Here is a 15,057-nt window from a genome sequence, read left to right as displayed (position 1 = left end):
GTAGTAATTTGAAGGGCATTTCTAGTGGCATTTTTCCCTTTTTCTTCTGCCACGCGACCTTCATTAATCGATTCTTGAACAGAGCCTACAATAAGTTGCACACCTAATTCCTTTATAATATCATCTCTAAATTGAATGGTTTCTGGAAAATTATGTCCTGTATCCACATGCATTAATGCAAAAGGAATTTTTGAAGGATAAAAAGCTTTTTTTGCTAGATGCGTCACTAAGATAGAGTCCTTTCCTCCAGAAAAAAGAATCACTGGATTTTCAAACTGCGCCCAAACTTCACGCAAAATAAAGATAGCTTCGCTCTCTAACTCGTCTAAATAATTTAAATAGTACTTGCTCATTGCTCAAGTTTTATTTTTGGTTTTATATAATCTACAATGCGTTGAGCTGCGTCTTCAACTGTTTCGTTTTCAGTTTTAATTTCGAGATCAGGGTTTTCGGGGGCTTCATACGGTGCCGAAATGCCAGTCATGTTTTTTATTTCTCCAGCTCTAGCTTTTTTATAAAGCCCTTTTACATCACGACGTTCGCACTCTTTTAAACTCGTATTTATGTAAATCTCAACAAAGTTAACATCTTTAACGACACTTTTAATGTTCTCACGGTCTTTTTTGTAGGGAGAAACAAAGGCGGCAAGTACGACTATTCCCGCATCAATCATTAAATTGGCTGTTTCAGCAATTCTTCTAATATTTTCGGTTCTATCTGCAGGTGAAAAGCTTAAATCACTATTGATACCCTTTCTAATATTGTCACCATCCAGAGTATAAGTTTTAATCCCTAAAGCAAATAACTTTTGCTCGACCACATTAGCAATGGTAGACTTTCCTGATCCAGATAAGCCAGTAAACCATAGTAAAAGAGACTTATGGTTATTTAGTTTCTGTCTATCTTCTTTAGAAATTTGATACTCATGGGCTATTAAATGCTTACTCATTATTCAATTGTTTTTTCGATCTTTTATTCCAAAATTCATTTTGTACCAGACCCGTTCATGTAAATAATATAATAGCATCTTAGTTAAAACTTCTGCCAATCCTATTTTTAAACCGGTTATCGGATTTCCCGATATAAACCAGGCAATAAGCATGGTGTCTAGAGTTCCTATTAAACGCCAAGTAACTGTTTTAGCTAAATGACGTTTTTTACTTTCCAGTATTTCGCCATTTTTCGATAAATTAATTTTATACCAAGCTCGTTCGTGAAGATAATAAAGAGTCATTTTAGTTATAACTTCGGATAAGCCGATTTTTAAACCAATAAAAGGATCTCCAGAAATAAACCAAGACAAAATAATGGTATCTATTGTACCAACTAATCTCCAAGTAATGGTTTTTGCTATATGTCTTTTATAGGAAACATCTGCCATTTATCTGCTAACTAAAAAATAACTGTTTAATAAATTTTCCTTATTATATGCTAAGGGTTTATTGGTTTCTATTGAAATAACTTTAATTCCGACTGCATTACAAATTGCCTGTCCTGCTGCTGTATCCCATTCCATAGTTGGTGCAAAACGCGGATATAAATCGGCCTTTCCTTCTGCAATTAAACAAAATTTTAAGGAACTGCCTTTAGATACGATTTCAACTTCCTTTCCCTGTTTTTTTAAACTGTCTAAAAAATTCAAGGTGTCTTGGTTCATGTGAGATCGACTTCCAACAACCTCAACTGTTTTGGAATCTCCAGTTTTAGGCTGAAGTGGTTTTGCCAATTGCAAAACTTTTTCCACAGACACGCTATGGGACTCTAGACCTGCCTTAAACGCCTCCTGATTATCGACATTAGCAAAGTAGATGGTTTTTGTAGCAGGCATATAAATAACGCCTAAAACAGGCTTATTATTTGTTACCAAGGCAATATTAACAGTAAACTCTCCATTTCGCTTTACAAATTCCTTGGTACCATCTACTGGATCTACAACCCAGCAAGTATTCCATGTTTTTCTAATAACATAATCGGTTTGTTTATTCTCTTCAGATATTACTGGAATATTAGTGGGGATTAAAAATGAATTAATAACATCGTTTGCTTGTTTATCCGCTTCTGTTAATGGGGAATTATCCTCTTTAAGTTCTACATTAAAAGCTGTATCATAAACTTCCATGATGACTTTTCCTGCCGCTAAAGATGCTTCTATTGCTATTTGTAAGTTTTTATTCATTATAATTTAATATGGCTTTTCTCAAGCTATCTCTCCAATATGGAATTTCTATTTGCAAAGTGCTTTTTATTTTAGATTTATCCAGTACGCTAAATTGTGGTCTTTGTGCTGGGGTTGGGTATTCTATAGATTTTATAGGAACTAATTTTATTTTAGATCCAATTTCTTCAAAAATAGCTTTTGCAAAATCGTACCAACTAGCTACTCCTTCATTGCTGTAGTGATAAATTCCATATTGATTGGTGTTATTAGAAATGAGTTTCATAATAACCGAGGCCAAATCTGTTGCATAAGTAGGTGTCCCTATTTGATCTGTAACCACACTTAATTGGTTTTTCTCCTTCGATAATCTAATCATTGTTTTCATGAAATTATTACCATGTTCAGAGTATAGCCAGGACGTTCTTAAAATAAAATACTTAGTAAGGTGATTTTGTAATTGGACTTCTCCTTGAAGTTTTGTTGCTCCATAGACACTAATTGGATCAGGAGCATCTTCTTCCTTATAAAAACTAGTTTGCTTACCATTAAAAACAAAATCCGTAGAGATATGGATTAAGGTTGAATTGTTTTTTTGGCATTCGATAGCTAAGTTTTTTACACCGAGCTCATTAATTTTTATCGCGTTTTCTTGGTCATTTTCAGCAAGATCTACAGCTGTATAGGCAGCGCAGTTTATACAATAATCAACTTGATTATTTTTAAAAAATGTTTCAACAGCTTCTATATTTGAAATATCAAGTTCTTGATAATCTGTATAAATAAATTTTAAATTACCATCTGTATTTTCAAGATCCTTTATACATTTTGCCAACTGTCCATTTCCACCGGTAACTAGTATGTTTATCATATTTTCGCATCCGCTAATTTGGGCAAAACACGGTCCTTCTCAGAAACTAAAAGACTTTTTTCTGGTAATTGCCAATCAATATTTAAAGTAGGATCGTTATAAATTATTCCTCCTTCAGATTCTTTATTATAATAATTATCACATTTATAAGAAAAAATTGCGGTTTCACTTAATACTACAAAGCCATGTGCAAAACCTCTAGGTATATACAGTTGTTTCTTATTATCTTCGGTTAATTCCAAAGCTACATATTGTCCAAAGGTTGGAGATTCCTTTCTAATATCCACAGCAATATCCAAGACACTTCCTTTAATTACTCTTACCAGTTTTGCCTGTGCAAAGTCTCCAGTTTGATAATGTAAGCCTCTTAGCACCCCTTTGGTAGAATAGGACTCATTATCTTGAATAAAATTAACGTTTAAACTTGTAGCTCTATTGAATTTCTCTTGATTAAAAGATTCAAAGAAATAACCTCTTTCATCTTCAAATATTCTAGGTTCCAATATAAAGCAGCCTTGTAATTTAGTTTCTAATACAGTCATTATTTTTTATTCAATAAGCCTAATAAGTTTTTACCATAACCACTTTTTAAAAGAGGTTTTGCTAAATCTTTAAATGTTTGTTCAGAAATATAACCCATTTCGAAAGCCGCTGCTTCTATGGAGCCTATTTTAAGGCCTTGTCTTTCCTCTAAAACCTCTACAAATTGAGAGGCTTGCATAAGCGATTGAAAAGTTCCTGTATCTAACCAGGCTGTCCCTCTATCTAGGATACTTACTTTTAGTTTGCCTTGTTTTAAATACTCCCTGTTGACATCGGTAATTTCCAGTTCCCCTCTCTGACTAGGTTGAATGTTTTTCGCAATATTTACTACTGAATTATCATAAAAATAAATACCAGGAACCGCATAATTGGATTTCGGTATTTCAGGTTTTTCTTCTATAGAAATGGCTTGTCCGTCTGAGTTAAATTCTACAACACCATAGCGTTCTGGATCATGGACACGGTAGGCATAAATAATACCGCCATCTGGGTTATTATTACTCTGCAATAGGTTTGCCAGTCCAGTTCCATAGAAAATATTATCGCCTAAAATTAAAGCTACCTTATCACTTCCTATAAATTCTTCACCAATTATAAACGCTTCAGCAAGTCCATTTGGAGCATCTTGAACGGCGTATTCAAACCGGCAGCCGTACTTTTTACCATCTCCTAATAGATCTTTAAAAAGGGGTAAATCCTTAGGTGTGGAAATTATTAGAATTTCTTTAATTCCTGCATACATTAAGGTGGAAAGTGGATAATAAATCATTGGTTTATCGTAAATAGGCATTAATTGCTTACTTACTGATAAAGTTAATGGGTGAAGTCGGGTTCCCGATCCTCCTGCTAGTATAATTCCTTTCATAGAAAACTATGTTTTTATTTCCACGAAGGTGAAAATTTAATTATATTGTTTTTCGTAGTAAGATTGGTAAGCGCCGCTGGTAACATTATGTAGCCAATCTTTGTTGCTTAAATACCAATCAATTGTTTTTGCTAAACCTTGCTCGAAAGTTACTGATGGTTTCCATCCTAATTCTTTATTGATTTTTGATGCGTCAATGGCGTATCTCAAATCATGTCCAGGACGATCTTTAACGTAGGTAATTAATTTTTCAGAAGAACCCTTTTCTCTTCCTAAAGCAACATCCATCTGTTGACAAAGCAATTTAACTAGGTCGATGTTCTTCCACTCATTAAAACCTCCAATATTATATGTTTCTCCTTGGTTTCCTTTATGAAAAATTAAATCTATAGCTATGGCGTGATCTACAACATACAGCCAATCTCTAGTATAATTCCCGTCACCATAAACAGGTAATGGTTTGTTATTAATAATATTATTAATAAACAACGGAATTAATTTTTCAGGGAACTGATTTTGCCCATAGTTATTAGAACAATTTGTAATTACATAAGGCATGCCATAAGTTTCTCCATAAGCCCTTACAAAATGATCGGAACTTGCTTTTGAGGCAGAATATGGAGAATTTGGATCGTAGGATGTAGATTCGGTAAACAATCCAGTACTACCTAGGGTACCATAAACCTCATCTGTACTTATATGATAAAATAATTTATCGCTATAATCCTCTTTCCAAAGATTTTTAAATGCATTTAATAAAATCATGGTTCCAATAACATTTGTTTTCACAAACGACAAGGGGTCTGTAATGGATCTATCTACGTGAGATTCTGCTGCTAAATGAATGACGGAATTAAATTGATGCTCTGTAAAAAGGGTGTTAATATAATCTTCGTTCGTAATATCTCCTTTTATAAATGTATAATTAGAAGCGTTTTCTATATCTGTTAGATTCTCTAAGTTTCCAGCATAGGTTAAACTATCCAAATTAAAAACATGGTAGTCCGAATATTTATTTACAAACAATCTCACAACATGAGAGCCAATAAACCCAGCACCCCCCGTTATCAATATTGTTTTTTTATGCTTCATAGTTTGATATAAATTTAATAAAGTTTCTAATCAGGAAAGCAGAACAAAGTAAAACAAAGCCAATAAATGGGAAAATAATCATGTATTTCTTACGAAGAGATGAATACTTCGCTCCAGTATCTTGAAAACTTGAGAGCGTATCAAAGTACACGTCCTCTTCAACTTTTTTAGAGTCTAATTCACTTAGAGCCTTCTTCAATTCTATACTTTCTTTAAGTAAATCATACTCTCTGGTTTTTGTTTTTTCTTGTATAAAGGTCATTCCGTCCTTAATAGTATAAGCACCTTGATTAGATTTTTCTTCATTATGTAAAACATTAATATAAACTCTTTGTAAAGAATCTACTTGTTTTATAGAAGACACAATGCGTTGTCTTTCAATGGAAATCAAGGAGTCTCTCTTTTGTCTTTTCTTTACAGAATAAGTATTTGTAAAAGTATTATTTAAGCCGTCTTCCAAAGATCTAAAAATATCTTTCTTATATGAAAAAACTTCTATTTCAAATACATCACCAGAATAAATACTTCTGTTATTTACAAATTCCTCAAAAGAAATCCGCCTAGTCCTTGAACTATCTAATGATTTTAAGAATAGATCGTACTGAATTATTTTATCATTCTCATTTTCTGGACCAGATTTAATATCAAAACTAATAATTTCTTTAGCATCCTCTTCACTAATACTAAAAATATCAGTTAGTTGCTCGTAATCTTGTTCATTGATTAATGCATTATAGTATTTAATATTTGTAACCAATTGGTACTTAGAATCAAAATAAGGTTGCACTAGCATTTGAGAGGTATAAATATCGGGTTGGGTTCTTTGATAAACATAACCCAAAATTACAGAAACCAACATGATTAAAGCAATTAACTTAAAGTTTCTAACCAAAGGTTTCAACGCATATATAAAAAAGGAAAATATGCCTTTAAAAATATTTAAGAAAAAATTAATAACTTTACTGATACTTCTTCCAAAATAATCGAAGAGAATCAAGACATCTACTTCTTCGTTGTTTTTGTTTTGTTCTGGTAAATTTGTACTCATTTCGAGGATTGATGTTAGTTAAAAATTTGTTGTAATATTTTTCGGGTTATTAAATATGTTGGCTTAACTCCTGAGGTTCCAAGACCTCCAGATGCTAAGGTACTTCCTGTTTCCAAAGGATTATCACTGGCGTAATAGGCATATCTTACCTTTACTTTTGGATTGATGCTCCTTCTTACTTTTGATGCCGCTTGAATGGCCTTTTGATAATGTGCCCCCTCCATTTCTAGACCAATAACATTCCAAGTCGAGTTGAAAAAGAATTTCAAGATTTCCTTATTTTGTAAAGAAGTTCCTAATACGGTAATCATCGTGCCTTCATAAACATCGATATCATGCCCTTCCAAATCTTTTTTGCTCAATTCGTTTTTGAAGGGATAATTGTCTGCTGTTCCCTCAAAAATATGAGCCGAAGGAATCATAATATCTCCCTTTCCTCCTTCCAGAATACCAGCTTTCCCCATAATTGAAATGGATTCCACATTTAAATGAATTTTATTACCATTAAAATGAATAGGTTTTAAAAACTCGTCAATAGTTTCATAAGCTTGTTCGCCAAAGGCATAATCCATGACAAAAAGAACTGGTTTTTCATCTTTTTTGAATCGCTCACTCACTTCAATATCCAAGATCGAAAAATCTATTTTAGCTGTGTCAAAAATTTGAACATCAATATTGGTTCCAGAACTATCTGGAATATATATCATGCCATTCTGCAACGCTTCCTTGGTTACTTTATTGCGTAAATCTTGATTGTTCTTGTCACTTATAGCTTCATACAACTCAAAAATACTTTTCTTTTTTGCAACAGTTTTTAATGCATTAGGTGCAAAAAGCGAGTTCATAACACTGTGCATATTGGCACTAATAATATGAATTGGTCGTTCTAATAAATCGTTTTTATAAAGAACTTCCTTAATGTTATTAGACCAAACTTCTCCATGTATATGATGTCCCAAACGCTCTCTTAATACGGGGCTAAAAGTGACTGTGCGCTTATTGTCATTAATAATTTCTTCAATGGCCAATTTCCCTAGCCAATAAACTATATGCAATAATCTTTCTGGTTGAGAATCTAAAGCAAATTGATCGTAAACCGTAAGTATTTCGTTAAAAGTTCTACCTAAAATATTAGCTGTATGCGAAATGGCTACTTCTCTTTCTTCTAAAGTCAATTTCTTTTTGGATAAAACAGCTTTTTCAAGTTTTTTCCAATCTCTGGTGGTATTACCAGCTTCATCAATTAATACACGTTTACTAATTTTATGAGATTCAATAAACACAAAGGTAAGATGGGTTAGAATATCGTAAATTTCAGAGCGGCCACGAGTAATTTCAATATTCATTTGCTCTTCATCAATACGATAACAATTACGTCTTCTTTTTGGTGGAATTATAGGTTTAAAATGGGAATTTGCATACCCTTCATCGCTTGTTAAATTAATAAAGGTGCATTCCTCAATACCTTGAGGCAATCTGTCTACCACATAAAGCAAGCCTTCTAACTCGGCTTTTTCTTCACCAATAGAACCATATATTTCTGGTTTTAATTGCAATAGGGATTCGCGAAGCGTTTCACCCGAAACACCCATAGGTTTATAGAAGCCTCTATTGAAAAGATGCCTCATAGTAATATACATTCTTTCTATGGCATTCGAGCTTTCTTGCGCTCTCGTTCTATCATGATGTTTTATTTTACTCATAAATTTATTTTAGCTAACAAATATAGTATTATTTAATCAGATTTTGGGTTTCTAAAACCTCGGCAATCTTTCTGTCGTTAGAAAGTCTGGCGATTTTGTTTTGTCCTCCTAGTTTTCCAATAGATTTCATATAATCCTGAAAGCCATTTTTCTTTACTTGCGATATTTTTAAAGGTTGAAGCACCTTGCCTTTTATTAAATCGAAATAGTAACTATTCTGTTTTTGCAAGGAAGCATCCATAATTTTAGAAAAAGCTTCCAGACTAGCAGGCGCTTTTTCGAATTCTATAAACCATTCGTGATAAGGTAAACCCTCTTCTGGATCGGTTTGAGGCGCTACTGTAAATTCTGTAATTTGGGCATTGGTTTCGTTTACAGCTTCTTCTAAAGCTTGTTCTACTTCTTTTCCAATAACATGTTCTCCAAAGGCTGAAATAAAATGTTTAATCCTTCCAGATACAATAACACGATAAGGCTTTAAAGAAGTGAACTGTACCGTGTCTCCTACATTATAGGCCCAAAGTCCGGCATTTGTAGAAACAATTAGCACATAATTTACACCAAGTTCAACATCTTTTATCGTGAGACGTTTGGGGTTTTGATTATAAAACTCATCAGCTTTTATAAATTCGTAGAAAATTCCAGAATTAAGCTGAAGCAACATGCCTTTTTCATTTTGTTTATCCTGAAATGCAAAAAATCCTTCACTAGCTGGAAATAACTCAATACTATCCACTTTTCTACCTATTAATTTTTCAAATTTAGCTCTGTAAGGTTCGTAATTAACGCCTCCAAAAATAAATAGGTTGAAGTTTTCAAAAACCTCTCCAATCTTTTTTCCCGTTTTCTCCTGAATTTTTTCAAAATACATTTGAACCCAAGAAGGAATTCCAGAAATAATGGTCATATTTTCTGGTAAGGTTTCTTCAACTATAGCATTTACTTTGGTTTCCCAGTCTTCTATACAATTGGTTTCCCAAGAGGGCATTCGGTTTTTTTGAAGATATTTCGGCACAAAATGAGCAACAATTCCTGAAAGTCTTCCAAATTGAATCCCGTTTAGTTTTTCTAAAATGGGACTACCTTGTAGGAAAATCATTTTTCCATCCACAAACTTACTGTTTCCTGTTTCGGCTATATACATTAATATGGCGTTTCTAGCTGCCTCCACATGAGTTGGCATGCTTTCTTTTGTAATAGGAATGTATTTAGCGCCTGAAGTAGTTCCTGAAGTTTTAGCAATATATATAGGCTTTCCTGTCCATAAGATATCTTTTTCACCAGCAACTACTCGTTCTATGTATGGTTTTAAGTCTTCATAATCTCTTACTGGAACATGCTTTACAAAATCTGCATGAGAGTTGATGCTTATAAAGTTATGATCTCTTCCAAACTGAGTAATTACGGCGGTATTAATTAATTCTTGAAATACCTTTTCTTGAGTTTCAACAGGTTTGTTGGCCCATTTTAAAATGGATTTAGAAACGCGTTTTGCAAAAGGCTTGGCAAGTGCTGATTTAAATGAGAACATTAATTAAAATCTATAAAATTAGTTGGATTTATTGGATAACCATCTTTCCAAAGTTCAAAATGCAAATGGGGTCCCGACGACAGTTCACCCGTGTTTCCCGACATAGCAATTACTTCTCCCGCTTTTACCAATTCGCCTTGGGATTTGGTTAAGGATGCATTGTGTTTGTACACGGAAAGCAAGCCATCACTATGTTCTATAATGATAACATTTCCAGTTTCAACAGTCCATTCGGCAAAAATAATAGTCCCATCGGCAGTGGCTTTTATTGGCGTATTACTCTCAACAATAATATCAACAGCATAGTGTTTTTCTTCAAAATTATAAGGAGCGGATATAGTGCCTGTTACTGGTGGAAATAGTACAAAATTAATTTTTGAAGTAGCTGTTTCAAACAAATTGTATTTATCTTCTTTCGCTACTTTTTCCCTTAAAAGTGAATCTTCTTTTGTAGCCCTTAAATCTATTTCAGAAACATTTATTCGAGCTTCCTCCAAGATAGAGTCTCTATTAAAATCTACCGAACTTATTTCGCCCTGAAGCACCTTTTTTATAGACTCATAATATCTTTCGTTAACAGCAATTAAACGTTGTAAAGAATCTGTTTTATAGGTGAGTTCTACAGCTTGTTTTTTTAGTGATGTAGATGAATAACCAGGAATATACTCGCGTAAAGAGGTGAAAGCAATTAAAATAGTGGTGCCCGCAATTAAAAGAATTGAAGATAAAGTCATAACCACAAACACATTTAAGCGGGTTAGTTTAAACGATAATCGCTCTTCAAAAGTATCTTCATTAAGAATCACGAGACGATACTTATGAAGTAGTTTCCTTTTAAACTTTTTTGATTTTTTTTTGTTTTCTGCCATTCTGCTAACAAAATTAAATAAAATATCTCAGTAGCCGATGTGCAATATGCTAAAGTTCTTGTTAAAACGATATAATTAAACTTTAATTATTAACTTTGCGTTTTAAAATAAATCTATATGAGTTTATATATCCTACCGTTAGCAATTGGACCATGGCAAATAGCACTTATTGTTGTTATTGTGTTATTATTATTTGGTGGAAAAAAGATTCCAGAATTAATGCGTGGCTTAGGAAGCGGCATTAAGGAATTTAAAGACGCTAGTAAAGAAGAAGATAAAACAAAAGAATCTAAAGAATAAGATTCTTTTGTAACATGAAAAAACCCAACATAACATCTATGTTGGGTTTTTTTGTGACTTGAAACGACCTAAATTTAATCTTTAATTTTAAGCGATTTAATTATTGCTTCCAACTCAAACATATAGTCTCGTTTTTCTACTGATGGTGCAAAGGCAAATCCCTCTATAACCAGTAACCTGTTATTAATTTTATCTTCAATGACATAATTAATAAAAGGGCCAGACATAAAAGCATTTTTCACATCCCACAGACCTTTTGTCTCAATCGCTGGTTTATTATCTATAATAGTTTCAAAAACGGCTGGAGCATAAGCTTCTTCAGTTATCATGAAAGAATCTTCAGTGGGTCCTGGAATATGAACTTTCCCAATAGAATCTCTCAACTTAATAATTTGATCCACTAAACTATCTCCTTTTTTAATGGCATTAAAGGGCAATTCAAAAATCATTAAATTGGTTGTTCCCGTAGTTATATCCTTTCTAATCCAATAAAAATGATCTTCTTCCTTGGCTATTCTATATGCCGAAGGAAACTTAATGCTTATGCCTAATTTTTCTTCAATACTACTGCTATTGTGAAGCGATAAAGAAATACGTCTTTGTTTTTCTTTTATTTCCTCGCTTTTTAATGCCGCTATAATTTTTTGTGAATTAGCTTCTATCTGATCAATGATGTCTTTGTCTGTTTTTCCGGAAACCAAAATAACTTTTTGTGGCTGGGCATAAACATTTGACAATATTTTTACCGAAGCTTCGCCTCCCTTTACTACCTTAAAAACAGTTCTGTTCTTGGTTGCAAAACCACTAAAAACAACTGGAGGAATCTGGCTCATGGCGAATAATGGTTCATCTTGAGGCAAACCATCGACTGGGGCTGCAAGTGTATTTCTTATGGTCTCGCCTACAGATCCTTCCCATAAATCGTTATCTATAACAACAGATAAGTGATTGATATTTCCTGAAGAATCAGGTAAGAGTTTTTGATTGGAACCTGAGTTGTTACCACAACTTAATACAAGTAAAAACGAAAATAATAACAGAGTTTGTTTCATTGGTTAAAAAGTTTTAATGCACGAATTCACATACAATAGCCATCGAATAATAATGTGCCAAGAAGGCTATTGTACTTGTAAAATCCCTAGTTTAATTGGTTATAATTAAAGTTTAGCCTTTAGAAACTTTAAGTTTCGTTCCAGGCTTTAGATTACTGCCACTAATATCGTTCCAATCTCGAATATTTTGAACAGAAACTCCAGGAAATTTTTGTGAAATGCTCCAAAGTGAGTCACCACTTTGCACTGTATATACTTTTTGGCTCCCAGATGTAGTTGTTTTTACTGGGGTATTACTTGTTTGTTGTGAGACTACTGGATTTCTTGGATAAATAGTTAAACGTTGCCCAATATTAATATTATTGCTTCGCAATCCATTCCATTGTTTTATTTGACTCACACGAACATCATATTTTCTAGCTATAAAACCTAGATTATCCCCACTTTTTACGCGATAAGTAATTTTAGACTTAGATTCAAAGAATTGTGGCAAGGGCTTTTCTCGAGCATCTAATTCGGCTTTGGCAGATTGATAAATAGTGGATTCATTTGCCACAAACGTTCCTATCGATGTGCGAGGTAGCCTTAAATAATAATTCTTGTTTTCGACAACAGGAATAATATCTAATTTATAAGACGGATTGAGAAACTGTAATTGCTCGATAGGTAATTGGGTAGCTTCAGAAACTTGATCCAGACTTATCATTTGTTTTACTCTTATCGTGTCTGTTTCGAAGCCATGAAACATAGGTCTTTCAGACACAAATCCATGTTCTTCGGCATATTCAAAAATATACATTGTTGCTAAAAATGCAGGTACATATCCAGCAGTTTCCCTAGGTAAATTATGACGAATGTTCCAATAGTTTTCATATCCACCAGAACGTCTAATTGCTTTAGATACGTTTCCAGGACCAGAATTATAAGCTGCCAAAGCTAAATCCCAATCACCAAAAATTTCGTAAAGTTTTGATAAATATACAGCTGCTGTAGTAGTAGATTTTATGGGATCGCTACGTTCATCCACATAGCTGCTAACTTCCAGGCCATACTGTTTTCCGGTTGCATACATAAATTGCCATAAACCTGTTGCCCCAACCCGAGATTTCGCCCTAGGATTTAAAGCGGATTCCACGATGGCCAAATATTTCATTTCTAAAGGAATGTTATATGCGTCCAATTCACGCTCAAACATGGGGAAATAAAAGGCACTCAAACCCATAATGCGTTCAAAATAACCTCTTCGATTTTTCAAGAAATTTTTAATCACGCTTTCCAAGGATGCATTATATTCCACATTAAATGGCGTTCTAGCATTTAACCTGGCAAGTCTGGCTTTTAGGGTATCTGTTGTTAATTCTGGGTATTCAACAAGCTTATAATCCAAATCTGAAACCGTTTTATAAATGGTATCAAATAAGGTGTTGTTATATAATTCGTCAAACCATTTTTTATCAAATTCTGAAGCTAGTTCTATATCTTGAAGAGGATCTAATTCTGATAATCTAGGAATGGCATCAATTTTTTTTATGTAATGATTTTTTCCATCTATAATGGTATCAACGACATAATTTTCAATTTCAGCCAACTCTGCTTTGTTCAAATTTTCATTTAGTTTTTTAACTTTCAAAGAGTCTTGAGCATAAGAAATACTCACACTAAACAATAATAAAAAGCTACAGATTCTATTTAAATACATTTTGTTTCTTGTTTAAATATGATAAACGACTTAATAGTTTATTTCGTGCTTAACTACAATTAATTATAAAACCTTTAATACTTATCATATTTTGATTTGGGACTTTTAATTTTCTAGAATAGCCGCTATTCCTGGAAGGGTTTTTCCTTCAAGGCTCTCTAGCATAGCGCCTCCGCCGGTGCTAACATAACTTACTTTATTCTCAAAACCAAATTGTTTAACAGCTGCTACCGAGTCTCCTCCTCCTACTAAAGAAAAAGCTCCATTTTCAGTAGCCTCTGCAATGGCATAACCTAAAGCAATCGTTCCTTTGGCAAAGTTTGGCATTTCGAAAACTCCTAAAGGTCCGTTCCATAAAATAGTTTTAGACTTTAAAACAACTTGAGCAAAAAGTGCTTCGGTATTAGGCCCTATGTCTAGACCCATCCAGCCATCTGGAATTTTATCGACATCGCAAGTATTTGTCCGGGCATCGTTACTAAAAGCATCAGCAATTATAGCATCTATAGGTAAATGAACTTCTACATTTTTTGCTTTGGCTTTTTCTAAAATCTCCTTAGCTAATGTTAGTTTATCATCTTCCACAAGCGAATTTCCAATCTTACCGCCTTGAGCTTTTATAAAAGTAAAGGTCATTCCTCCTCCTATAATTAAATGGTCTATTTTATCTAAAATATTATCGATTATAGTAATTTTAGAAGATACTTTGGCACCTCCAAGAATAGCACAAACTGGTTTTTCACCTGTTTGCATAACTTTAGCAATGCTTTTAATTTCTTGTTCCATTAAATAACCAAAACATTTTTTCTCCGGAAAAAACTGCGCAATCACTGAAGTTGATGCATGGGCTCTATGTGCTGTCCCAAAGGCATCGTTTACATAAATATCTCCCAAAGTTGCAAGTTCTTTGGCAAAAGTTTCATCTCCTGCTTCTTCTTCTTTATGATATCGTAAATTTTCCAATAATAAAATCTGACCAGCTTCTAAATTATTCACTGCATTTTGCGCTTCTTCACCTATACAATTTGAGGCAAATTTAACTTCGACTCCCATAATATCTTCTACCCTATCTACTATATGTTTCAAGGAGAACTCACTTTCTTTGTCTTTTGGTCTTCCTAAGTGCGACATTAAAATACAGCTTCCACCATCTTCCAAAATTTTAATAATGCTTGGTTTGGCCGATTTAATTCTTGTATCATCAGTTACTTTAAAACCGTCATTTAATGGCACATTAAAATCGACGCGTATAAGTGCTTTTTTATTTTTAAAATTGAAGTCATTCAGTGTTTTCATAAGATTGGATTTTAAAAGACAAATATAAATTTT

At 33.4% G+C, this 15,057-nt stretch carries 16 protein-coding genes; 1 reads left to right on the top strand and 15 read right to left on the bottom strand.

Annotated features, from left to right (window positions below):
- From VKY47_RS05230 to VKY47_RS05175, 12 genes are all read right to left on the bottom strand, one after another.
- A partial coding sequence (locus VKY47_RS05230; RefSeq protein ID WP_324310952.1) for a phosphoadenosine phosphosulfate reductase domain-containing protein occupies positions 1-353 on the bottom strand: 353 nt, incomplete at its 3' end.
- Positions 350-949 carry an adenylyl-sulfate kinase gene (gene cysC / locus VKY47_RS05225; protein WP_324310950.1) on the bottom strand — a complete coding sequence of 200 codons (600 nt, stop codon included), beginning with the start codon at positions 947-949 and terminating at the stop codon, positions 350-352. The genes cysC and VKY47_RS05230, both read right to left, overlap by 4 nt.
- A gap of 3 nt (positions 950-952) precedes the next feature.
- Entirely contained in the window at positions 953-1,381 is a 429-nt protein-coding gene (locus VKY47_RS05220; protein WP_324310948.1) for a DUF2061 domain-containing protein, read from the bottom strand.
- Positions 1,382-2,176, bottom strand: coding sequence for a 3'(2'),5'-bisphosphate nucleotidase CysQ (gene cysQ / locus VKY47_RS05215; RefSeq protein ID WP_324310946.1), 795 nt, complete (start codon positions 2,174-2,176; stop codon positions 1,382-1,384).
- Positions 2,169-3,026 carry a dTDP-4-dehydrorhamnose reductase gene (gene rfbD, locus VKY47_RS05210; RefSeq protein WP_324310944.1) on the bottom strand — a complete coding sequence of 286 codons (858 nt, stop codon included), beginning with the start codon at positions 3,024-3,026 and terminating at the stop codon, positions 2,169-2,171. The genes cysQ and rfbD overlap by 8 nt, the downstream gene beginning before the upstream one ends.
- Positions 3,023-3,568: a dTDP-4-dehydrorhamnose 3,5-epimerase gene (gene rfbC, locus VKY47_RS05205; protein ID WP_324310943.1), complete on the bottom strand. Its 546-nt coding sequence runs from the start codon at positions 3,566-3,568 to the stop codon at positions 3,023-3,025. Before rfbC ends, rfbD begins: the two co-directional genes overlap by 4 nt.
- The gene (gene rfbA / locus VKY47_RS05200; RefSeq protein WP_324310942.1) at positions 3,568-4,434 is read right to left on the bottom strand and encodes a glucose-1-phosphate thymidylyltransferase RfbA; all 867 of its coding nucleotides are present in this window, start codon (positions 4,432-4,434) and stop codon (positions 3,568-3,570) included. The genes rfbC and rfbA overlap by 1 nt, the downstream gene beginning before the upstream one ends.
- A 36-nt stretch (positions 4,435-4,470) precedes the next feature.
- Positions 4,471-5,526 (bottom strand): dTDP-glucose 4,6-dehydratase, encoded by a 1,056-nt coding sequence (gene rfbB, locus VKY47_RS05195; RefSeq protein ID WP_324310941.1) that lies wholly within the window; start codon positions 5,524-5,526, stop codon positions 4,471-4,473.
- Entirely contained in the window at positions 5,516-6,574 is a 1,059-nt protein-coding gene (locus VKY47_RS05190; RefSeq protein WP_324310940.1) for a Wzz/FepE/Etk N-terminal domain-containing protein, read from the bottom strand. Before VKY47_RS05190 ends, rfbB begins: the two co-directional genes overlap by 11 nt.
- A 14-nt stretch (positions 6,575-6,588) precedes the next feature.
- Complete coding sequence (locus VKY47_RS05185; RefSeq protein WP_324310939.1) at positions 6,589-8,277, bottom strand: DUF6909 family protein; 1,689 nt, start codon at positions 8,275-8,277, stop codon at positions 6,589-6,591.
- A gap of 28 nt (positions 8,278-8,305) precedes the next feature.
- Positions 8,306-9,808: a GH3 auxin-responsive promoter family protein gene (locus VKY47_RS05180; protein ID WP_324310937.1), complete on the bottom strand. Its 1,503-nt coding sequence runs from the start codon at positions 9,806-9,808 to the stop codon at positions 8,306-8,308.
- Positions 9,808-10,677, bottom strand: a complete 870-nt coding sequence (locus VKY47_RS05175; RefSeq protein ID WP_324310935.1) for a M23 family metallopeptidase — start codon at positions 10,675-10,677, stop codon at positions 9,808-9,810. The genes VKY47_RS05180 and VKY47_RS05175 overlap by 1 nt, the downstream gene beginning before the upstream one ends.
- A gap of 117 nt (positions 10,678-10,794) precedes the next feature.
- Here VKY47_RS05175 and VKY47_RS05170 point away from each other — a divergent pair, with 117 nt between their 5' ends.
- Positions 10,795-10,977, top strand: coding sequence for a Sec-independent protein translocase subunit TatA/TatB (locus VKY47_RS05170; RefSeq protein ID WP_324310933.1), 183 nt, complete (start codon positions 10,795-10,797; stop codon positions 10,975-10,977).
- A 74-nt stretch (positions 10,978-11,051) separates the two neighbouring features.
- Here VKY47_RS05170 and VKY47_RS05165 read toward each other — a convergent pair whose 3' ends face one another.
- The 3 genes from VKY47_RS05165 to VKY47_RS05155 form a co-directional block, all read right to left on the bottom strand.
- Positions 11,052-12,029, bottom strand: coding sequence for a DUF4837 family protein (locus VKY47_RS05165; RefSeq protein WP_324310931.1), 978 nt, complete (start codon positions 12,027-12,029; stop codon positions 11,052-11,054).
- 112 nt (positions 12,030-12,141) lie between these two features.
- Complete coding sequence (locus VKY47_RS05160; RefSeq protein ID WP_324310929.1) at positions 12,142-13,728, bottom strand: lytic transglycosylase domain-containing protein; 1,587 nt, start codon at positions 13,726-13,728, stop codon at positions 12,142-12,144.
- Positions 13,729-13,833: 105 nt separating this feature from the next.
- A complete protein-coding gene (locus VKY47_RS05155) occupies positions 13,834-15,024 on the bottom strand; it encodes a phosphoglycerate kinase (protein WP_324310928.1) in 1,191 nt (396 codons plus the stop codon).
- Between the last annotated feature and the right edge of the window lie 33 nt (positions 15,025-15,057).

The sequence above is a fragment of the Xanthomarina sp. genome, assembly GCF_035306705.1.
Classification (GTDB): Bacteria; Bacteroidota; Bacteroidia; order Flavobacteriales; family Flavobacteriaceae; genus Xanthomarina.
Note: the sequence above shows the minus strand (reverse complement) of the source record. Positions and strands in the feature narration are given on the sequence as shown.